Below are 20,062 nucleotides of genomic sequence, written 5' to 3'. Positions count from 1 at the left end.
CTTCACTGCCTCTCCGATATCAAAATATAAATGATAGCGTTTACTTTTGTGCGCCTAAAGATTGGTACCATTCGTTGACTTCCTTCGTAATCTGGTCGCCGCCATTCGCCTTCCAATCGCTCACGAATTTATCGAACGCTTCTAACGGGAGCTTGCCGTAAATGATCTGGTTGAACGTTTCCTTTTCCATTTTCTCGAGCAGCTCTTTCTTGGTCCGCATCGTTTGAGTGGGCGCTCCCTTGAATTCATCCTTGATATCGTATTTATTCTGCTCCACCCGCACCTTGCCCGCAAGCTGATGCACCGGAACGCGGTCCTTGATGCTGTCCTCTATCGGATTCGACGGCGTGGCCTTCGGATCGTTGGCGAACTTCATAATGCCTTCGTCGTAAGAATACGGACGGTTGAGGTTGGTTCCCCCGATCAGAGATGCATAGGCTTTCGCTTCAATCGGCGTTTTGCCGTCCGGGAGCGGCCATTTGTCCTTGGGAACTCCGTTCTTCTCGAAATCGAAGTACACCGGCTTGCCGTCCAGCATCACATAATCGTAGCCATCATGCGTGCCCAAATAAAAAGGCGATTCCTTGTCAAAAAACTGGTAGCCGAACATCGTATTATAATAGGCAAACCAGGCGTCGATATTTTTAAAATCCTTGTTGAACATCATGCCGCGCTTGACCATTGGCGTCTCATTGCGGCCGATATGACCTTCCGGTCCTGCAGGCAGCGGTATCGGTTGAAAGTTGGCTTTCGGGTTGTTCTTCTGCGTATCCAGCAGCGGTACGGGATACATAAAATATTCTCCGGCGACCATCCCGGCCGAGCCGTTGACGAACGATTCCGCCGCTTTATTGGCGTCCTTCAGGCCGGCTTCCGGATCGATGTAGCCCTTCTGCATCCAGTCGCGCAGCTTGCCGAGCGCCTGCTTGACCGAAGGCTGGATCGAGCCGTACACGAGCTTCCCATCCTTGTCCTTGCCCCACTGAAACGGAATATAATTGCCGTAGGCGCCGAATACCCAGTCTGCGGTCGCCCGCGCTCCGTTCACCCTGTCCTTGATCGACAAGGCCAGGCCGAAGGTATCCTTCTTGCCGTTCCCGTCCGGGTCCTGGTTCGTGAAAGCATCCAGCACCTTCTCCATCTCGTCGAGCGTTTTGGGCTGCGGCAGCTTCAGCTGGTCGAGCCAATCCTGTCTCGCCCACATGATCGTGCCGCCTGTCAAGCTCTCGTAGAAGGGAATGCCGTAAGTTTTCCCGTTGCGCTTAAACATATTGAAGCCATCCGGATACTTGGCATACAAGTCTTTGATCCGCTGCGGCGCATACTTCTCGATGGCGTCATCCAGAGCCATGACCTTGCCGGACTGGATCATCTCGTCGATCAGCGTGACGTTGGAAAGCTGGAACGCATCGGGCAGCGGATCGTTACTGGCGAGAAGCAGTCGCATTTTGACATCAAAATCGTTATCGTTATTGACGACAAACTGGTGCTTGACGATGATCCCCATGTTATCCTTCATCCAGCGGGTATGTACGTTATCCTCAATGGTCTCTCCCGCCTTGAATTTCACGGTTGGACTGAGCACCCGTCCGGTCGTAATCGTAACCGGCGGATCGAATTTCCCGCTGCTGTCCCTCGGACTTTCCGCAGCGGACTTCGTCACGCCGCCCGGCGCGCCGCTGTTTGAACAAGCAACGATGGAGCCTGCGCCCAGAACAGCCGCCAGCGACAGCATCCATTTTTTGTGTAAGCGTTTAACCATTGCCCTGTAACCTCCCTCAATTCGAAGATCGTTCTGAATTCAGTGTACGGGATCGGCAATGGAAAAGACATACCATTGTTTCAAGGTTATACCACAAACTTAACTTATTATAGCTGTGGTGAGAGTACCGTCTATCGACGTCCTTTCAGGGATGTTCGGCAACGAAGCTTACACATTGTTACGTGCCAAAAAAACCCCACAAAGTGGGGCTTATGCTTCGAAGCAGACTCAGGTACTTTGCGGGACCCCGAAATTATAAATTTTGATATGTTAAAAAAAAGGCCTGCCTCCAAGTATGTTGGCGGCAAGTCCTTATTATCCGGGAAAGTCCCGGGCTTTAATTTATGTGCTAGCAGCCGCTTCCCGCTTTCGCTAGTTTAATTGCGGCTCAATTGATTCACGGCGCTGAACAGTGCTTTGACAGAGGATGTCATAATATCGACATCCGTCCCGCAGCCCCAGTACATGCTTCCATCCTTAGCGGTGATGCCGATATAAGAAACCGCCTGAGATTTGGAGCCTGTTTCCAGCGCGTGCTCTTTATACACCAAATCGGTGTATTCGATCCCAAGATGGGTTTGCAGGGCGTTGCTGATTGCATCGAGTCGGCCGTTACCCGTGCCTGTAATTTCCTTGACGTCATTACCGGACCGGATGGTGACCGTGGTTTGAAAATCCTCGTCATTCGTAAAACGGTATTTCACAAACTCGACAGGCGTGTTGATGTTCACATACTGCTTCACGAAAATATCATAGATATCATCGGGCATCAGCTCTTTTTGCTGGTGATCCGATACATTTTTCACGCAGTATCCGAAGTGCTCGCGCATTTTCGGCGGAAGATCCAGGCCGTATTTTTGCTGGAGCACGAATCCGATCCCGCCCTTGCCGGACTGGCTGTTAATGCGGATAATATCTCCTTCGTACTCTCTGCCGATATCCTTCGGATCGATCAGCAGATACGGAATCGACCAATATTGGCGTTCTTTCTCCTCGCGCCATTTCATCCCCTTGGCGATCGCATCCTGATGCGAACCGGAGAAGGCTGTGAATACAAGCTCGCCGCCGTAAGGATGTCTTTCGCCTACTCTCATTTTGGTCAGCCGCTCGTAAACGGAAATGATCGCAGGAACATTCTCAAAATTCAGCTTCGGATCTACCCCATGCGAGTACATGTTCAATGCCAAGGTAACAATGTCCACGTTCCCTGTCCGTTCCCCGTTTCCGAACAAAGTTCCTTCAACCCGCTGAGCGCCGGCCAGCATGCCAAGCTCCGCATCGGCTACGCCGGTTCCTCTGTCATTGTGCGGATGGAGCGACAAAATCACATGCTCGCGGTAATTCATATGCTCGCTCATATATTCGATTTGGCTTGCATAGACGTGCGGCATCGACATGGACACGGTTGCCGGCAAATTGATGATGACCTGGTTCTCAGCGGTCGGCTGCCATACATCCAGCACACGGTTGCAGATCTCCAGCGCAAAATCAATTTCCGTACCGGTAAAGCTTTCCGGCGAATATTGGAACTGGAAGTTCCCTTCCGTTTCCGCCGCGCACTGCTTCAACAGCTTGGCGCCGGCCAAAGCGATGTCGATAATCTCTTCTTTGGATTTGCGGAATACCTGCTCCCGCTGCGCCACGGAGGTTGAGTTGTACAAATGCACGACAGCCTTCTTCGCGCCTTGCAGCGATTCGAAGGTTTTACGGATAATGTGTTCCCGCGACTGGGTAAGCACTTGAATCGTTACATCGTCCGGGATCAAATTCTGCTCGATCAAAGTGCGCAGGAAGGTGAATTCCGTCTCCGACGCTGCGGGAAAACCGACCTCGATCTCCTTGAATCCGATATCTACGAGCAATTGAAAGTACTCCAGCTTTTCTTCCAGATTCATCGGAACGATCAGCGCCTGATTTCCGTCGCGCAGGTCAACGCTGCACCATGTCGGCGCCTCTGTAATATATTCTTTCCGAGTCCAGTTCAAGCTGGTCTCCGGCGGCATAAAATAACCTCTTGCGTATTTTTCAACATTTTTCATCGTTGTCTGTCCTTCCTTTCATCATTATGCTGCAGCTGATTCGTTCATGATCCGGCGAAACATAAAAAAGCCTTTCATCTCATTAACAGAGACGAAAGACTGTAACATCTTACGCGGTACCACTCCGAATTCATGCCATAACCGGCATACACTCTGACAGATACGGGTTTGTCGCATCGATTCGATCGATCATACAAACCTTATATCCTCCTGATTGATAACGGTCAGGTTCCGGCTCCACCTACTGTAGTTCGTTCAGCGAGCAACTCCAAGGCGAGTTCAGATTTTCTCCACCGCTGCTTCGCACCAACCAACAGCTCTCTGGATGTATTGAAAACCTTACTATTCCTTTTCAACGTATTTCATATTTATATGTATTTTATAACACCTAAACCAGGTTATCAAGTCCATAACGAAAATAAATCGTGAGACCCTGCATGGCGCGCGCCTGCCGGTATTTATTCAATGCTTCGTTTAAATTTCTGCAGGGAAGTATAAAGCGCTTGCAATTCGCTGCTTTCTATATCCTTATACCGTTCTTCGATAAATTGTTCCGCGCTCAATTCCACCGGATAGAGGATTTGCTTGCCCTTTTCCGTGATCGTCACGAAAACCTCGCGGCGGTCTTTTATCCCCCGAACGGCATTGACCATCCCTTCCTGCTCCAGCCGCTGAATCATGATCGACATGCTGCTCGGCGAACAGTCGACTTTCAGAATCAGATCCGTTATCGTAACTTGCTTCTGTGCCTGCTCCATCTCCAGCAGATATCTCAGAACATAAAGCTGCGGCATCGTTATATCGTAGTCAACCAATACCTTCCTGCTTTGTTTATTATAAAGACGATGAATTTCGCGAATCTCCAAATAAATGCTTCGTATCAGATCGACTTTTATATCCATCACCCGCCTATTTTTTTCCTGGACCTAACTCTACTATATCATAACCCACCGCTCGCTGCCTGCCGGGAATCGACAAAAAAACACCGCTACTTGAAGAGAAGCCACTGAAAAAATTAACCAGAACCAGGAACAAGCACTCATTTTCTTGAGGGGTTTGTTCCTTTTTTGTTTTATAATAGAGTTAATATGGAGAGTAGGTGATGGAATGATTCAACAACAGCAGGAACTGATGATTAGCCCCTACGCGGCGCTTTACGATATTGTGGTGCCCAAGGACAACATGCTGCGACAAATCAATGCGTTGGTGGATTTCTCATTCATCTATGAAGAATTGAAAAGTAAGTACTGTCTGCATAACGGCCGCAATGCTATTGATCCCATTCGAATGTTTAAATATCTATTGCTCAAAGCGATTTTTGACCTTTCCGACGTCGATATTGTGGAACGTTCCCGATATGATATGTCGTTTAAATATTTCTTGAATATGGCACCGGAAGATCCGGTGATTGATGCGAGTTCATTAACAAAATTTCGCAAACTGCGGTTGAAAGACACGAATATGCTGGATCTCCTGATCGGGAAAACGGTCACGATCGCGATCGAGCAAGGTATCCTGAAAAGCACGTCCATCATTGTAGATGCGACACATACGAAAGCGCGCTACAACCAACAAACGCCTCGTGAAGTACTTCAAGACCGCGCTCGCAAACTGCGAAAAGCCATCTACGCCGTAGACGAATCCATGAAAGCCAAGCTCCCCGCCAAGAATGTGAGCGATGTGCTAGAAGATGAATTAGCATACTGCAACAATCTGATTCAGTTTCTTGAAACCAATTCTGGTATCGCCCAAATCCCCAAAGTTCTGGAGCCGCTCAATCTGCTAAAGGAAACGGTGCAAGATGATACGGAACGACTGCAACATCAAAACGATTCCGATGCGCGAGTAGGTCACAAAACGGCAGATTCCTCATTTTTTGGTTACAAAACACATCTCGCGATGACCGAAGAACGGATGATTACGGCTGCCATTGTAACAACGGGTGAGAAGAATGATGGGAAACAATTGCAGATGCTCATTGAGAAGAGCCAAGCAGCTGGTATGGAGGTCAAAACGGTCATTGGGGACACGGCTTACTCAGAGAAGGACAACCTGCTGTACAGTAAGGAGCACGAGTTGACGTTAATTTCTAAGCTCAATCCTCAGATTACACAAGGCGGGCGGAAGAAAGAAGACGAATTTGAATTCAATAAAGATGCAGGCATGTATGTCTGCAAAGCCGGTCATCTAGCGATTCGAAAAGCACGTCAGGGCAAGAAAGGCGTTGGAGCAAACCAAACGGACACGTATTATTTTGACATAGAGAAGTGTAAGCGATGTCCGCTCAAAGATGGTTGCTACAAGGAAGGCGCGAAGAGCAAATCCTACTCCGTCAGCATAAAATCTAATGTGCACACGGAGCAAATGGCTTTCCAGGAAAGCGAAGCCTTTAAAGAGAAGGCGAAAGAACGATACAAAATTGAAGCGAAGAACAGCGAACTCAAACACCGACACGGGTACGATGTAGCCACAACCTCGGGTCTATTAGGTATGGAGCTACAAGGTGCTATGGCAATCTTCGCCGTGAATTTAAAGCGAATCTTGAAATTAACGGAATAAAATTAGCACCAAAAAGGGACAGCCAACCATCCAAATACCGGATGATTGGCTGTCTTTTTGTTGGTTCGAAAAATTTTTGCCCACAATGCTTAGTTCTTCAGTGGCCTCACTTGAAGAAGCGATGTTTCTCATCAGGGATTTGTTCAGTTCATAGCGTGCTTGCAAATCAGCTCTGCTGATTCGGGCTTACTTCGTTATTCCGTAAATTTTGTACATGTCGTCAAGCATCAGGTTAGCCGATCTCACACCGCCGCCTGTGTTCCATGTAGCATCATTCACTTTGAACACTTTGTTGTTCTTTACGACTTTTAAATTTTTCCACAACGGATCGTTCAGCCATTCCTGCTCCTGGCTTGTTCCTTTGCCGTCACCGGTATCGTAAGTGAAGTAGAACACACGGTTCGCCGCTTCCAATTCCGGCAGACGCTCCTTCGTAATGTCCTCGAACGCCTTCTCGTCGCTTTTCGGATCCGAACGCGGCATACCGATCTGCTTGAATACAGCGCCTGTGAACATATCGCCGAAATAAAATCTGGTTTTGCCGCCCATAAACCGTACAACCGCCACTTTATCCTTCAGCTGGTCTCCGGCTTTCGCTTTGAAATCTTCAATGCGTTTATCGTAGTCCGCAATAACTTTGTCGCCCTCCGCCTTCTTATTCAGCGCATCGGCAAACAAGGAGAAATTCGATTTCCATTCACCGCGAAGCGTCTCCGCGAATACGGTTGGCGCGATAGCAGACAGCTGCTGGTAAACCTTTTCCTGACGCATTTTGTTGCCCAGAATCAAGTCAGGCTTCAACGCTGCAATAGCTTCCAGGTTCGGCTGCGATTCGCCGCCAAGCGGCTTCACGCCTTCCATGTCCGCTTTGATGTGGTCGAACCAAGGATTTCCGTATGCCGAGTTGACAGCGCCAACAGGCTTAACGCCAAGCGTCAATAATGTTTCCGTACCTTCATTAGTCAAAATAACAACACGCTGCGGGTGCGCAGGAACTTCCGTTTCCCCCATCGCATGCTTGATTTTACGCGGCGCATCCGTATTTGTCTTCGTTTCTCCAGCCGGTGCGGCTGAACCTTGCTGTTCTGTCTGTTTCTGTCCGCAAGCGACAAGCCATACGGAAAGCAGCATCAGAATAGCCATTAGAGCTGCAGGCCGCAAGCTAGATTTCATAAAATTCCGTTTCATTCGTCATTAGACCTCCTATGTAGTCGACTATTACTAATAATAATAATCATTATCAATGGCAAGCTTTATAGTACTAAGATAGAAAATGTTTGTCAATCACTTTTACAAAATTGTCGTTGTTCAGCTCAGCGCCGTCAAAAAAACCTCCTATACAATCTATCGTAAGGATAGAGTATAGAAGGTTCTGCCAAATATGACGGCAATCGGATGGCCTAATCCTCTTTCGAGAACGATCATTCTATTATGTGCAAGACATGACCGGAAACCCGCTTGTTCGGATTACCATGGCAGTGTATTTTCCAGGAAAAAGAAGGAACCGGTCGGCCCGTCCTCCGGCAATGTAGCGGCTATAATGCTGGTTCGGCTGCCTTCCGCTTCATCGATGTGCCCCGCGTCTCCCCCCAGCCGGGTGCGAACCCATCCAGGGTGAATCGAGTTGACTTTAACCGGCGTTCCCTGAAGCTCGGCTGCCAGGTGGATCGTGAACGCGTTGAGCGCCGCCTTGGATGCATTATAGGCAAATGTTTTCATGTTATAAACAGGCGAGCCAGGGTCTGCTTGCAGAGAAAGCGAGCCCAAAATGCTGGAAAGATTTACGATACGGCCGGCCTCGGATTTGCGGATCAGCGGCAGAAGAATCTGCGTGAGCTCAATTTGAGCGAAAAAGTTGGCGTCAAAGGTGTCGCGCACCACCTTCAGCGGCAGTGTGCTGGTCCGGTTCACGACCTCGACGGACACACTTTCTTGATCCAGCAATACTCCTGCATTGTTAATCAAAATATCAAGCTTTCCATACTTCTTATCGAAGTAGCTATAGGCAGCTTCATGATCTTCATGCACGTTGACATCGATTTGAATGCTTTCGACGTTAAGACCCTCCTGCTTAAGCCGCTCGGCCGCTTCTTTGCCTTGATTCGCGTCGCGGGCTCCAATCACGACCGCCGCCCCGAGCTGGGCCAGACCACGCACCGTTTCCAATCCAATGCCGCGGGCTCCGCCGGTGACAAAAGCCACTTTACCGTTTAATTCTTGTGCTGCCGTCATCTTACATCGACTCCTTTTTATTTTAATCCAAACGGGCGGTTGAGGTTTTTGAAGCCGATTGAGAAAAAGTACATTATGAGAACGATCATTCTAAAAAATCCGCGATTCGCACTCCATTCTCACCGCTTACTTTGCTTCGTGCCCTCAAGCTCCCCTCGGGTAACATCATACCATTTCGAGAACGATCGGTAAAGAATAAAGAAAAACGGTGTTATGTGCCTGACGGTAAGATACCGTACGGAGTGTTTAGGAGCCGCCGTTGAAATCCGTGAAAATAACAGCATGAATCCGGTTCAATTCCCGGTTTCAACAGCGGCTGCAGGAACATAATTTACGAAATGATTGTATTTTAGGAAATTGTACTTACGAGCTGGCTCAACGCTTCGTTAATTGGCGTTAACGGCCGGCCAAGCAGCTTTTCAAAATCGCCGCTTTCGATCTCCAGCTCTCTTTCCCGAATGCCTTGCTGTATGCCCACAAGAATCGGAATGACGAAATCCGGTACGCCCGCCTGCTTCATGATGTCTGCATATGCAGCATCGTCAACCTGCCGTACAGGCACATCCTTGCCCAATACAGCGCCGAGCGCCGATGCAAATTGTTCCTGTGTCAGCAGCTTTCCGGACAGCTCGTAAACCTTGTTCTCATGCCCGCTGCCTGTAAGGACGGCCGCCGCGGCTTCCGCATATTCCTGCTGCAGCGCCCAGCCGACTTTGCCCGTTCCCGCGGACGTTACCCATGGCGCTCCGGCCAGCACGCCTTGAATGCCGCCTGTCTCATTCTCCAGGTACCAGTTATTGCGCAGGAACGCGTACGGAATGCCGGTTTTCCGTATCGCTTGTTCTGCAGCTTGGTGCGGCGGGGCCAAGAACAGCTTGCTGGCACTTGCATTCACCAAGCTCGTATAAGCGATGAAACTGACTTTTGCGCGAGCGGCGGCTTCTACTGCATCCGTATGCTGACGAATCCGGGTTTCATTGTCTCCATCCGCCGAAATGATCAAGATCCGGTCCATCCCTGCAAAAGCGGTGTCCAGCGTTTCCGGGCGGTCAAAATCGCCATGACGGACGTCGACTCCCCGTGCACGAAGGCCTTCCGCTTTTTCCGGGTTGCGCACACTTACGGCAAGCTGATCGGCCGGTACCGATTTTAGCAGTGTCTCTACGACTTTCGAGCCTAATTTTCCCGTTGCGCCTGTAACTAATAATTTCATTTTCCATTCCTCCAAGTTGTTGTAGTTAATTCAGTTATAACATTATAGGTTACAACGTGTGTATGAATAAGAGCTCTAAAAAAGAGCTTTTATTTACTAAACTTGCCAATCAATTGGCCAACTGTCGTTTGTGCCAGCCGCTGTTCCATAGCGGACTGAGCATCCCTCAATTCCTCCTGGAGAACGTGCTCGATATTGCGCCCGACAGGGCATGCAATATTGGAATTCTCATGGATACCGAACAGCTGGTTCTCCTCCGTCACCTCTACAGCCCGATAAATATCAAGCAGTGTAATCTGATCGGGAGACTTGAGCAGGGAAGCGCCGCCCACTCCAGGCCGAACGTCTACAAATCCCGCTTTCTTCAGCATCCCCATAATTCTCCGGATAACCACGGGATTCGTCTGCACGCTTCCGGCGATAAAATCACCGGTACAATCATTCGGACTGACTGCTATGAGAGAGAGCGTATGAACAGCAATGGAAAAACGCGTACTGATTTGCTTCAATGTAGTATCACCACCGTTGTAACAATTATAGTTACAATCAAAATGATTGTCAATATTTTAACCCGGAATAACGAAGAGCAGGCAGCCGAAGCCCCTGCTCTTCCATTCTTATTTAACAGCCTTCCCGGATTAGCAGTTAAGCTTGAACAGGAACACCCAGTCCCGCGGAGCCGAGCTCGGAGGTTGTCAGCTCCGCCCCGTATTGTTGAAGGATGCGCATACCCAAGGCTGCTCGCCGGACCCGTTCGCGGCTCAGCTGGACATTGACTCCTTCCAGATGCAGACCGCTCGGATATACATCGGGATGGTTCCGCAGTCCGAACTTGATATAGACCGGAGATAAAATACGGATAAGCTCGGGAATTTCATAATGGCGGATGAAGCCGCCCAGCGTGTCCGGAGCTTCCACATAAAAATCGATCGGAATATCTACGGCTTGGCGTATGGACGCAAGCTTCGGCAGAGTCAGCGCCGTCGGCACGTTATAAGTATCCGCCCCGATATCCTGCATCAGCTTAATGGAAACGGGGTTCGAGGCCATCATCTGGGCCGACACCTTCACGACAAAATCAGGCGCGATCAAGCCCTCTTTCTTCATTTCCTTTGTCAGCAGAAGAAGCCCTTCATCGGCCACAAGAGCTCCCCGCACGCCTAAGCGGTTCGCGCGGATCAGATCCTCCATCGCATAGACGAGCTGGTCGATCCCTTCATGCCGCAGGCCCGCGGATTTCCCGCCGGGCGTCAACGGCAGCGCGCTAATATCCCATGTCCCTCTCGGACCTGCAAACAAGCTTAATTCCACTTTGCGTGCAGCGCACAGCGATACCATCTCGGCAATCTCCTCGTCGGTCAGCAGCATGATCCCGCTGCCTTGGGAAACCCGGTGAACGGTAACGCCGTAGCGATCCGCCTCTTCAAACACGGCCTTTAACGCTTCCGGTCATTCTACACTCGGGATCTCCACCCGATACTGCGCTCCGTCCGGAAACCTCTTGTCCGATGACGGCAGGTGATAGGCTTCCTGTTCGAGAAAGCCCAACGATTTTAATAATGCTTTGGCTTGATCCACAATGCCCCGCCTCCTTCTGCTATTTGTATTCCTGATCTGCCCGGCGCCAATCCAGCTCGGCCTCCAGGGCCACGCCTTGCGGCACAACGCCGCGGGAGGCGTCGGTACAGTCGCGGAGCCGATTCGTCGCGGCCACCATTCTTTGCCGCTGGCGCAGCCCGTGCAGCCTTTGTTCCCCTAAAGCTTGTCGCTGACACGAGATTTCGCCCGCCGGATTCAGCTCGATCGTTCCTTCTGCAAATTTGCCCGCGTTCAGCAGATCGATCCCCCGGCCGCGCAGCCGCAGCTGCAGCAGATCGCCGTCCTGCAAATATAAAATTTCTCCCCGATGGAACGCTTCCGGTGTCATATGGCCTATGGCCGCACCGAAGGTTACGCCCGAATACCTTCCGTCACTGATCAAAGTCGACATCCGCTTTAACTGCCGGTGCGCGTTAATATGCTGCATCGGCGTCATCATTTCGGGCATGCCGAACGCTTCCGGTCACTTGACCGGAGATAATGAAAGCCAGACGCATCCACTCCTGCTCGATCATGCGGTCAAACAGCCGGTCATAATCCAAAGCCTGAATGTCTTCATAGGCTATGCCTCCGTTATGGGCCGCCATCCGTCTCATATGCTCTATATCGAAGACCCTGTCCGCTTTCAGTCCGTCAAGCAGATGAACATCCAGCAGCCGCCGGTTCGCTTCCTCTTCGTGTTCGAAATAGACCACGAAAGCGATCTTATTATCGAATAGATCCAGCTGCTTGGTCGGCATGCCGCTTATTTTTACGACAGCCTGCTCAAAGAAATTGCCGCGCAGCACATCGACGCCGCTGAAGCTGCGTTTAGGCTTGCTCAAAATAATCGGATTGGTCTTCACGCCGTCCGCCGCGAGGCCTTGCGTATCCGCCATCCGGCTTCTCCAGCTCTGACCGGTTACCGTAGGCGCATCCAAATCCATCGGCACGCCGTTGCGCACCAGCTCGTACATCAGCGTCTCGGTTCCGCGAATTTGGCCCGAGCAGCACTGCTGCGCCAATACGTAGATGTCTCGGCCCTCCGTCAGACTGTAGTCGAACAAATCGGGGATCGGGTGCTCCAGCAGAATCGCTTCCATATCTTCCAAGGAAAACGGATATCCGGCGTAAATCATCGCTCCCACGATATGCATTACCAGGTTGGTCGAGCCGCCTCCCGAGCTGTGAATCCGGACCGCATTGCGAATATTCGCCCTCAGCAGCTCACCGACGCTGCATTCAGGACGCTGTATAATAGAAAATAAGCTTTCGACCGCCCGGTCGACTTGAGCCTGCGTCGGCGGTTCCGTAAGCAATTCCAGTTCAGGGTACACAAAACCCAGCGCCGCCGTCACATCGCGGGAGCTGTTCCCCGTTCCGTGGAATGCGCATATTCCGCCCTTGGAATCACAGGTGTGCACCGCCAGCTCCTTCTCAAACCATTTGTGCCTTTCTTCGGTAATCAATTGACAGGCTACCGCCCGTTGAAATACCCCTTGGAACGATGTATTGGAGGAGCACTGAAGAATATAGCTGACCGCCTCTACAATGTCTTCGGCAATGTCCTCATATCCCGCCGACCTCGCCTCGGCTGTGAGCGCTTCCAATTCCCGCCTCACATGGTCCGGTATCGTGCCTCCCTTGAGCACATGGGCCGGGGCGAACATCGCGAACACCGGATGCTCTCCGCGTCTGCGTCGGATCAGATCCAAATGCGCCAACCCGCTCAGCACGCCGAGCGGCTGCTTATCACAGCCCTGGATGACGAAAGCTCCATGATATGAATGCGCTTCCATCTGGTTCACGACCATTTCCGCAATCGCATTGCGGCTCTGCAGGGAATAGGACATCCCCATATTGTTTTGCGCAGTTCCGTCACAAAGCACCGGTGTACTGAAGTAAAAGGGCACTCCGCCCTCCCTCCATATTTTCAACGCGGCTTTATACACCGTTTCCAGGTCCATGATGTGCGCAGGATGGTCCGGCGAGCCGCCTATGACCGCAATGCGGGGCGCATTCTGCTCCAGCCGGTCATAAATGCGGTCCAGCGACCAGTCCGGGGCACTGCCCCCTAGGCTTCCCCAGGCACGATCGAGTAAGCCTGCTACCGTAATCGGTTCGTTTGCTTTGCCTTGAACATTTCCTTGATACGAATTCATCCCAAGTATCATTTTCTGCATCCACCCTGTCATTAGGATCGAATGGGAGCCGTTGTCCCATCCGCCGCATCCCGTGCGGCCTGAGATGTAAGAACAGCAGGTCTGCGGCCGATACCTTCGCCCTTGCTTATCCGTGTCAAATGCCAAAGCCGTCTGCTTGCGAGAGGCACCGTTAATGGAACTATACCATACATTGGAAGCAACGGGTATCCCTTCAAATGACAAAACAACCCCACAAAGTGCGCTTAGGCTTCGGAGCGGACTCAGGTACTTTGCGGGGCCCCGAATATTTATAAAGCGGATAGGTCAAAAAGACGGGCCCTTCCGTCCATTGAAACGGAGGTCCGCCTTTGGTCCCTGAGCATTAAAGCTCTACGATCTTGGTAGCAATATGTTTGCAAAACTCGCTGTCGTGCTCGACAAAAAGAAGGGTCGGCGAGTATTCAAGCAGCAGCTCTTCAATCTGCATGCGGGAGAGGATATCAATAAAATTAAGCGGTTCATCCCAAATATGCAAATGAACCTTTTCGCATAGGCTTTTGGCAATCAGCACTTTCTTCTTTTGTCCGCCGCTGAAAGCGGAGATGTCCTTTTCAAACTGCACTCTCGCAAAGTCCAGCTTTCTTAAAATCGATTTAAACAGACTTTCGTCGATGCCGTGATGCCTGGCATAGTCCGTTAAATTGCCCTGCAAATGAGAGGTGTCCTGGGAAACGTACGATATTTTCAGCTGGCTTCCTTTGCGGAACGTACCGGTATAATTCAGATCCTCGCCGCAGATCAATTTGATAAGGCTTGATTTGCCCGAGCCGTTTTTACCCGACAGCGCAATGCGATCTCCCTGCTCAATCGTAAAGCTGACGTCCGAGCAGGCCGTCTTTTCTCCATAATAAATCGAGACTCCGTCAAGCTCCGCCAGCTGATTCTTATGATAAACCAGCTGTGCTATTTTTAGGCTGTCCGAGCTTTCGATATTTTTCAGAAGCTTGGACTTCTCCTCAACCGCGGCCTGTTGCCTCTGCTCTATGGACTTCGAGCGCTTCATCATTTTGGCCGCCTTGTGGCCGACATATCCTTTATCTACCTTAGAACCGGAGTTTCTGGTGCCGTTCTTCGTTTTCTCGACTTCATCGGACCAGCCGCTCGTTCGTTTGGCGGAATCCGATAAGCGCTTGATGTCTTTGCGCAGCTTCTCATTCTCCGCGAGCTCGAAGCTGTCCTGCCTCTGCTTATTTTCCCGCCAGTCGGAGAAATTGCCTCTTTGAATCTCGATATCGGTCTTATTGATGGACAAGATATGATCCACGCAGTTATCCAGAAATGCTCTGTCATGGGAAACCAGTATAAATCCGCTCTTGGATTGAAGGTAGCCGCTGACCAGCTTCCTTGCGTTCATATCGAGATGGTTTGTCGGCTCATCAATAAGCAGAAAGCTGTTCTCCTTCAGAAATAACGCCGCCAAGAGCACCTTCGTCTGCTCTCCGTTGGACAAGGTGTCGAACGGCCGGTATAACACATCCTCGGCCACCTGCAGCAAGGACAGCTCGCGCATTAACATCCAATGAAGATAGTCGGGACAAATCTCGCTGATGACATCCAGGGTCTGGTCCGATGTATTCGCGACCGGGTAAGGAAAGTACTCGAAGGTGACATCGGCCGAAATCGTCCCGCTGTATTCATATTTTCCTAGCAGTAAGTTAAGAAAGGTCGTTTTCCCTCTGCCGTTTCTTCCTGTAAAGCCCAGCTTCCAGTCAGTGTCGATTTGAAAGCTTACGTTTTCGAAGATGTTATCGTAACTGCCGTCATAGGCAAAGGTCAGTTTGCTTACATTGATTAATGACATGAAATAATCCTCCTGTAGGACAAAAATAAAAGCTACAAGAAAGTTACCTTTCTTGTAGCTCAAATGAATACAGCAAATCTAACCCGATCCAGGGTTAGAAAAGGAGTTATCCCGTTTGAGTTGAAAAGATTCAGTAACTTTCTTGCATATAAAAAATAAAACATGCGTAGCTTGTCGCTATGGTTGTTTTATTGTTTTATACAGCTGCAAGAAAAATTACATTATCCTATTCAACTCCAGTCATTAAATTAAGTGTATCTTACCATACCCTTTTTCAAATAGCAACCGCCGGCTTCCAAATTTATCCGGTGCTGCGGCTTCCCACAAATGTAGGCTTCGGCCGAATCAATACATTCACGGTCTTGGGCATGCCTCTCTTCAAAACACGGTACATGCGTCGGCGGCCGGAGCGATCGGCCGTATGGAGAATGATCTTCTTTGGATAGCGTTTCTTCTTGATAATATAACCCACAACAGAGGCGCCTGTCGGCCTGCCTCTGCCTAAATTATAATCCAGCGATAATACGCCGACTTCGTGGCTGCGTATGAGCTTTATGCATTCTTGTACGGATCTCGCAAGTAAATAGCCTTTCGGCCGCGGACGTAAATCATCCAGGAAAACGTTAATCATCGAGCTCAACCTCAGTTTCGGCACCGTTATCGTATACGATATGAACGAATCTGTCGGGTTGTTTGGGCTGACGTGCGGTTGACTGGGCCGCAGGCGTGGAAGCGGCTGCCGGCTCTGCGCTTACCGGGCATTGCCGCCCTTTGCTGGGGAAAGCGGCGGCTGCGCTTAAGACGACATGCCGATCTCCACCCCGGTAAGCTGTTCGCTCAGCTTCCACAACCGTTCGGCAGCGGCTGGGTCAACCGCATAGGGCAGTACACCCGAGAGGCGTGTCCCATCCTGCATGCTCGTTCCCTGCCCGCTCTCGATCATCAGCTGAGCTACCTCGCAATTTTCGCAATACACGCCTCCTATTCCCTCAAGCGCCGGACTTGCCGCGCACCATACGATGGTCGCCGCTCCTTGCTCGACCGTCTTTAACTGTCTGGCCGGATCAAGAATCGGCTGCCCGTGCTCGTCGAGTACCCCGCCGGCAACGAGCTCCTCGAGAGAAAGATGCTTTTCAAGTCCCGTGCCGGCAATGCTTCCCGGATGAACGGAGAAGGCGCGCACTCCTGCCTCCCGTCCACGCTTATCCAGTTCGAGCGCGAAAAGGATGTTCGCTGTCTTCGATTGGCCGTAGGCCGCCCAGCGGTCATAATCCCCCCGCTCGAAATGGGGATCTTCAAACCGGACAGGCGAATAGCGGTGCCCCTTCGACGAAACGGATACGACGCGCGCCCCGCCCGCTTGGCTCAGTGCAGGCCAAAGCCGCGCGGTAAGCTGAAAGTGCCCCAGATGATTGGTCGCAAATTGCGATTCATAACCTCTCGCATCGCGCACCAGCGGTGAAGCCATAATGCCTGCGCTGTGGATTAATAGATGAAGCGGACGGCCGGTGGCGAGAAACCTCCCGGCAAAGTCATCTATCGACCCGGGATCAAGCAGGTCCATAGTTTCAATTTCAATGCCGTCGATGCCTTGAAGTGCGTTCTTCGCCTTGTTATAATCTCGCGCCGGCACGATAATTTGTGCTCCGGCGGAGCGAAGCGTCCGCACCGTTTCCAGGCCAAGACCGGAATAGCCGCCCGTTACTATGGCGATTTTGCCGCTCAGATCGATGCCCGATATCACATCGGCGGTGGTCGATGCCGCCCCGAAGCCGGAGCCGATAGGTAATTGTTTAGTCATTGCTGTTTTCCTCCTCTTACGGTTCTAACCTCTTGCATAGGTCCATTATCTCCGAAAAAGCGGCCGCAAGCTTGATTATTACTGCTTAAAAATTGCCTAAAGCTGCAATTTTTCGTTTCGAATGCATGCGCCCTGCTTGCTTCCTTGCGCAATGCGGGTATAATGTAGTCTGACATCGGCACCGATAATACAATGCCGAAGCAGCTTAGCAGCACGCTGTGAACCGGATGAACTCTAGCAAAGGAGGCATCAAGTATGGATGAGGAGCTTAGCGGCATCCCCGATTTGGATGAAGTCCGCCAACCAGCATTGGAGCAGCTCACGGCCTTGACGAAAAGAAAAGCCGTCTCCGATGGACGGCATCCGACATCGATTCCGTTTCTGACGATAAACCGGTACAGTCAACAGACCCCCCCGATTCCCGTTGTTTTGACGCCCTCCTTTTGTCTGATTCTGCAGGGCTCCAAAAAGCTTCTGTTTGGCGAGCATATTATTTTAGCGCGGGCAGGCGATTTTCTCACTTCTTTGATCGCCTTACCGGGAAATGCACAGGTGAACAGCACCGGCGAAGCCGTGCCTTATATCGGTTTACGCCTTGACTTCACGACCCGGGAAATCGCATCCGTGATTGCCGAGGCGCAATTAAAGCCGCAAGACAAAACCGCAAACGCAGGAGCGTTCATCGGAAAAACCGATACCGAGCTGCTTGAGCTGTTTATCCGCCTCCTCAGGCTGCTGGATAAGCCTGAAAGCGAAGCCCTCTTTCTGTCGGGGCTCGTCAAGCGGGAACTGATATACAAGCTGCTATCGGGCGAATACGGACACTTATTTTTTCAACAGGTGTTCTTTGACCAGCAAGCGGAAGGAGTCGGCAATGCCATTGCCTGGATTAAAGATCATTACACCCGTTCCTTTACCGTCGAAGAGCTGGCGAAAGCAAACAACATGAGCGTTTCGGGACTGCATCACAAGTTCAAAGCGGTCACGAGCATGGGGCCGCTGCAGTATCAAAAGCAGCTTCGCCTTCAAGAAGCCCGGCGTCTCTTGTTGAGCGGTTCCATGGATGTAACGACGGCCGCGCTGGAAGTCGGCTATGAAAGCCCGTCCCAATTTAACCGGGAATACCGCCGATTATTCGGGCTCCCCCCTCTGCAAGATATTAAAGCGGTGAAAAAAAACGCCGCGGCAGGCCTGCTCGAAAACAGCCGGCTGCTCTCTCCTGCCAAGAGCTTCGTCTGAAAGCCCGGCGAACCGTCTAAACGAAGGCCATTCGCAGAAGAAAAGGATTCTATTTCCTTAAAAATCAATATATACTAAATCTAGTATAATGATAGATTGAAAGGGGTTAGAGTCAGTGGAATATACCGACTTACTTCATGAGCTTTTGCAGGAGGAGCAGGAACTGCAATTTACCCGCTTCACCAATGAAACGGCACTCCAGATCGGCTGCAGAATTGCGGAAGTCGTGCGGCTTGAGAACAAAACCGTAACTGTGGACATACGCAGAAACGGCCAGCAGCTTTTCCACTATGCGTCGCCCGGCACTTCCGCAGACAATGATGAATGGGTGCTGCGCAAAAGCAGGGTCGTAGACCGTTTCGGACACAGTTCGAAATATATGGAAGTTTTGTTAAAGTCGACAGGCAGAACGCTGCAGCAACGATTTTTATTGGATCCTGCGGAATATGCCGCTTACGGCGGTTCGTTCCCGATTATTATTAAGGATGTAGGCCCGGTCGGGACGATCAGCGTTTCCGAGTATGTGGATGATCACAGGCTGGTCACCCAAGTGCTCCGGGAATTTGTGGGCAGACAAGAATTATAACGAGCAAGGCTCCTGAGACGCATTTGTATTTGCGGCACGCAGGACAGTCGATTGTACCCGCGGCAGCCTGTAGTCCGCATCGCTGCTGAAAAAGAACAAAACCTCCAAATGCCATCGCATTTGGAGGTTTTGCTTTGATCCGCCGGATAAAGGCGTTGAGCAAAAAGATTATGAGAACCTGCAGTGCTGCGCAAGGGCCGGTGCAGACTCAATCCGCGTGATGTCCCCAAGTATCCTGAAAAATAAGCCCCTCTAGCGCCCTTCGCTTTTCCCAGTTCGCAGACTCTAGAATAGGCTGGGTTGGGTAATGCTCCGTCCTGCCTACAGAAAGAAGCGCAACGGGCTCGATATGCGGAGGGATCTGCAAAATATCGCGAACATCGCTTTTTTTATAAAAGCTGACCCATCCCATTGCCAAACCCTCGGCCGTTGCCGCCAGCCACATATTCTGAATGGCGCAAGCGGTAGACAAAATATCCGTCTCAGGGATAGAGTTGCGTCCCAATACATGCGATCCGCCTCTTGTCGGATCACACGTTATACAGATGGTCAGCGGGGCTTGTTTCAGCCCTTCAATTTTGAGTTGCAGAAACTCGTCCTGCCTGTCTTCTTCATAGTGAATGGCTAGCGCCCGTCTTTCTTTGTCAGCCGCCCAAGCCAATCGTTCCTTCACTGTATCCTCTGTAATGAGAATAAAATTCCACGGCTGCATGAATCCGACGGAAGGGCCATGATGGGCCGCATTTAATAATTTCATGACTGTTTCTTTAGGTATAGCATCAGGCAGAAACGTCCGGACGTCCCTTCTTGTATAAATAATCTTATATAACGCTTCCTGTTCCTGCTGGGTAAACATCCACTCGTCCTCCGTTAAATCAATCTTATATCTATAATATACTACATGTTTCCATTTATACTACATATCCGCCTTCTTTGAAATGCGCCGTTTCTCCTGAACCTTTATGTAAGCGGCTTGCCGATAAAGCATTCTATTATTTTTTTACAAAATGTGCTATAAATCACATCATTTCGCCAGAGCAGCAGTTAC

At 50.6% G+C, this 20,062-nt stretch carries 16 protein-coding genes, 1 pseudogene and 1 other annotated feature; of the genes and pseudogenes, 3 read left to right on the top strand and 14 right to left on the bottom strand.

Translation table 11 applies throughout. The features are described 5' to 3' along the window. Positions 1 to 40: 40 nt before the first annotated feature. From ACHHV8_RS12720 to ACHHV8_RS12710, 3 genes are all read right to left on the bottom strand, one after another. Positions 41 to 1,762 (bottom strand): extracellular solute-binding protein, encoded by a 1,722-nt coding sequence (locus ACHHV8_RS12720; RefSeq protein WP_395158593.1) that lies wholly within the window; start codon positions 1,760 to 1,762, stop codon positions 41 to 43. A gap of 377 nt (positions 1,763 to 2,139) precedes the next feature. Continuing rightward, on the bottom strand, positions 2,140 to 3,801 hold the full coding sequence (locus ACHHV8_RS12715) for a 2-isopropylmalate synthase (RefSeq protein WP_395158592.1): 1,662 nt from the start codon (positions 3,799 to 3,801) through the stop codon (positions 2,140 to 2,142). Positions 3,802 to 3,885: 84 nt separating this feature from the next. Continuing rightward, positions 3,886 to 4,166: a binding site (T-box leader), on the bottom strand. 93 nt (positions 4,167 to 4,259) lie between these two features. Next, the gene (locus ACHHV8_RS12710) at positions 4,260 to 4,703 is read right to left on the bottom strand and encodes a MarR family winged helix-turn-helix transcriptional regulator (RefSeq protein ID WP_395163487.1); all 444 of its coding nucleotides are present in this window, start codon (positions 4,701 to 4,703) and stop codon (positions 4,260 to 4,262) included. Between the two features lie 205 nt (positions 4,704 to 4,908). Here ACHHV8_RS12710 and ACHHV8_RS12705 point away from each other — a divergent pair, with 205 nt between their 5' ends. Continuing rightward, the gene (locus ACHHV8_RS12705; RefSeq protein ID WP_395158591.1) at positions 4,909 to 6,360 is read left to right on the top strand and encodes an IS1182 family transposase; all 1,452 of its coding nucleotides are present in this window, start codon (positions 4,909 to 4,911) and stop codon (positions 6,358 to 6,360) included. Between the two features lie 186 nt (positions 6,361 to 6,546). Here ACHHV8_RS12705 and ACHHV8_RS12700 read toward each other — a convergent pair whose 3' ends face one another. The 10 genes and pseudogenes from ACHHV8_RS12700 to ACHHV8_RS12655 all read right to left on the bottom strand — a co-directional run bounded on the left by ACHHV8_RS12700 (position 6,547) and on the right by ACHHV8_RS12655 (position 17,189). Further along, complete coding sequence (locus tag ACHHV8_RS12700) at positions 6,547 to 7,548, bottom strand: ABC transporter substrate-binding protein (protein ID WP_395158590.1); 1,002 nt, start codon at positions 7,546 to 7,548, stop codon at positions 6,547 to 6,549. A 279-nt stretch (positions 7,549 to 7,827) separates the two neighbouring features. Beyond that, positions 7,828 to 8,592 (bottom strand): SDR family NAD(P)-dependent oxidoreductase, encoded by a 765-nt coding sequence (locus ACHHV8_RS12695; protein WP_395158589.1) that lies wholly within the window; start codon positions 8,590 to 8,592, stop codon positions 7,828 to 7,830. 349 nt (positions 8,593 to 8,941) lie between these two features. After that, complete coding sequence (locus tag ACHHV8_RS12690; protein ID WP_395158588.1) at positions 8,942 to 9,805, bottom strand: SDR family oxidoreductase; 864 nt, start codon at positions 9,803 to 9,805, stop codon at positions 8,942 to 8,944. An 89-nt stretch (positions 9,806 to 9,894) separates the two neighbouring features. Further along, positions 9,895 to 10,314, bottom strand: a complete 420-nt coding sequence (locus ACHHV8_RS12685; RefSeq protein ID WP_395158587.1) for an Rrf2 family transcriptional regulator — start codon at positions 10,312 to 10,314, stop codon at positions 9,895 to 9,897. Positions 10,315 to 10,450: 136 nt separating this feature from the next. Next, a pseudogene (locus ACHHV8_RS12680) lies at positions 10,451 to 11,383 on the bottom strand (U32 family peptidase). Positions 11,384 to 11,402: 19 nt separating this feature from the next. Continuing rightward, positions 11,403 to 11,852, bottom strand: a complete 450-nt coding sequence (locus ACHHV8_RS12675; RefSeq protein ID WP_395158586.1) for a dihydroxy-acid dehydratase domain-containing protein — start codon at positions 11,850 to 11,852, stop codon at positions 11,403 to 11,405. Beyond that, entirely contained in the window at positions 11,818 to 13,557 is a 1,740-nt protein-coding gene (locus ACHHV8_RS12670) for a dihydroxy-acid dehydratase domain-containing protein (RefSeq protein ID WP_395158585.1), read from the bottom strand. Before ACHHV8_RS12670 ends, ACHHV8_RS12675 begins: the two co-directional genes overlap by 35 nt. Before the next feature lie 352 nt (positions 13,558 to 13,909). Beyond that, complete coding sequence (locus tag ACHHV8_RS12665; protein ID WP_395158584.1) at positions 13,910 to 15,388, bottom strand: Lsa family ABC-F type ribosomal protection protein; 1,479 nt, start codon at positions 15,386 to 15,388, stop codon at positions 13,910 to 13,912. A gap of 301 nt (positions 15,389 to 15,689) precedes the next feature. Continuing rightward, positions 15,690 to 16,019, bottom strand: coding sequence for a cyclic-phosphate processing receiver domain-containing protein (locus ACHHV8_RS12660; protein WP_395158583.1), 330 nt, complete (start codon positions 16,017 to 16,019; stop codon positions 15,690 to 15,692). 165 nt (positions 16,020 to 16,184) lie between these two features. Next, a complete protein-coding gene (locus ACHHV8_RS12655) occupies positions 16,185 to 17,189 on the bottom strand; it encodes an oxidoreductase (RefSeq protein ID WP_395158582.1) in 1,005 nt (334 codons plus the stop codon). A gap of 255 nt (positions 17,190 to 17,444) precedes the next feature. Here ACHHV8_RS12655 and ACHHV8_RS12650 point away from each other — a divergent pair, with 255 nt between their 5' ends. Both ACHHV8_RS12650 and ACHHV8_RS12645 read left to right on the top strand, forming a co-directional pair. Then, positions 17,445 to 18,428: an AraC family transcriptional regulator gene (locus ACHHV8_RS12650; RefSeq protein ID WP_395158581.1), complete on the top strand. Its 984-nt coding sequence runs from the start codon at positions 17,445 to 17,447 to the stop codon at positions 18,426 to 18,428. 115 nt (positions 18,429 to 18,543) lie between these two features. Next, complete coding sequence (locus ACHHV8_RS12645; RefSeq protein ID WP_395158580.1) at positions 18,544 to 19,014, top strand: heme-degrading domain-containing protein; 471 nt, start codon at positions 18,544 to 18,546, stop codon at positions 19,012 to 19,014. 208 nt (positions 19,015 to 19,222) lie between these two features. On the opposite strand, the gene bluB is transcribed toward ACHHV8_RS12645, so the two are convergent. Further along, a complete protein-coding gene (bluB, locus tag ACHHV8_RS12640) occupies positions 19,223 to 19,870 on the bottom strand; it encodes a 5,6-dimethylbenzimidazole synthase (RefSeq protein WP_395158579.1) in 648 nt (215 codons plus the stop codon). Positions 19,871 to 20,062: the final 192 nt, after the last annotated feature.

The organism is Paenibacillus sp. TAB_01, from assembly GCF_043945595.1.
Classification (GTDB): Bacteria; Bacillota; Bacilli; order Paenibacillales; family NBRC-103111; genus Paenibacillus_S.
This window is presented reverse-complemented; position numbering and strand designations above follow the sequence as displayed.

What these genes read in the sequence shown, in the direction of transcription:
- ACHHV8_RS12720 (WP_395158593.1), bottom strand. Translation starts at nt 1,762, where the DNA reads ATGGTTAAACGCTTACACAAAAAATGGATGCTGTCGCTGGCGGCTGTT.
- ACHHV8_RS12715 (WP_395158592.1), bottom strand. Translation starts at nt 3,801, where the DNA reads ATGAAAAATGTTGAAAAATACGCAAGAGGTTATTTTATGCCGCCGGAG.
- ACHHV8_RS12710 (WP_395163487.1), bottom strand. Translation starts at nt 4,703, where the DNA reads ATGGATATAAAAGTCGATCTGATACGAAGCATTTATTTGGAGATTCGC.
- ACHHV8_RS12705 (WP_395158591.1), top strand. Translation starts at nt 4,909, where the DNA reads ATGATTCAACAACAGCAGGAACTGATGATTAGCCCCTACGCGGCGCTT.
- ACHHV8_RS12700 (WP_395158590.1), bottom strand. Translation starts at nt 7,548, where the DNA reads ATGAAACGGAATTTTATGAAATCTAGCTTGCGGCCTGCAGCTCTAATG.
- ACHHV8_RS12695 (WP_395158589.1), bottom strand. Translation starts at nt 8,592, where the DNA reads ATGACGGCAGCACAAGAATTAAACGGTAAAGTGGCTTTTGTCACCGGC.
- ACHHV8_RS12690 (WP_395158588.1), bottom strand. Translation starts at nt 9,805, where the DNA reads ATGAAATTATTAGTTACAGGCGCAACGGGAAAATTAGGCTCGAAAGTC.
- ACHHV8_RS12675 (WP_395158586.1), bottom strand. Translation starts at nt 11,852, where the DNA reads ATGCCCGAAATGATGACGCCGATGCAGCATATTAACGCGCACCGGCAG.
- ACHHV8_RS12670 (WP_395158585.1), bottom strand. Translation starts at nt 13,557, where the DNA reads ATGATACTTGGGATGAATTCGTATCAAGGAAATGTTCAAGGCAAAGCA.
- ACHHV8_RS12665 (WP_395158584.1), bottom strand. Translation starts at nt 15,388, where the DNA reads ATGTCATTAATCAATGTAAGCAAACTGACCTTTGCCTATGACGGCAGT.
- ACHHV8_RS12660 (WP_395158583.1), bottom strand. Translation starts at nt 16,019, where the DNA reads ATGATTAACGTTTTCCTGGATGATTTACGTCCGCGGCCGAAAGGCTAT.
- ACHHV8_RS12655 (WP_395158582.1), bottom strand. Translation starts at nt 17,189, where the DNA reads ATGACTAAACAATTACCTATCGGCTCCGGCTTCGGGGCGGCATCGACC.
- ACHHV8_RS12650 (WP_395158581.1), top strand. Translation starts at nt 17,445, where the DNA reads ATGGATGAGGAGCTTAGCGGCATCCCCGATTTGGATGAAGTCCGCCAA.
- bluB (WP_395158579.1), bottom strand. Translation starts at nt 19,870, where the DNA reads ATGTTTACCCAGCAGGAACAGGAAGCGTTATATAAGATTATTTATACA.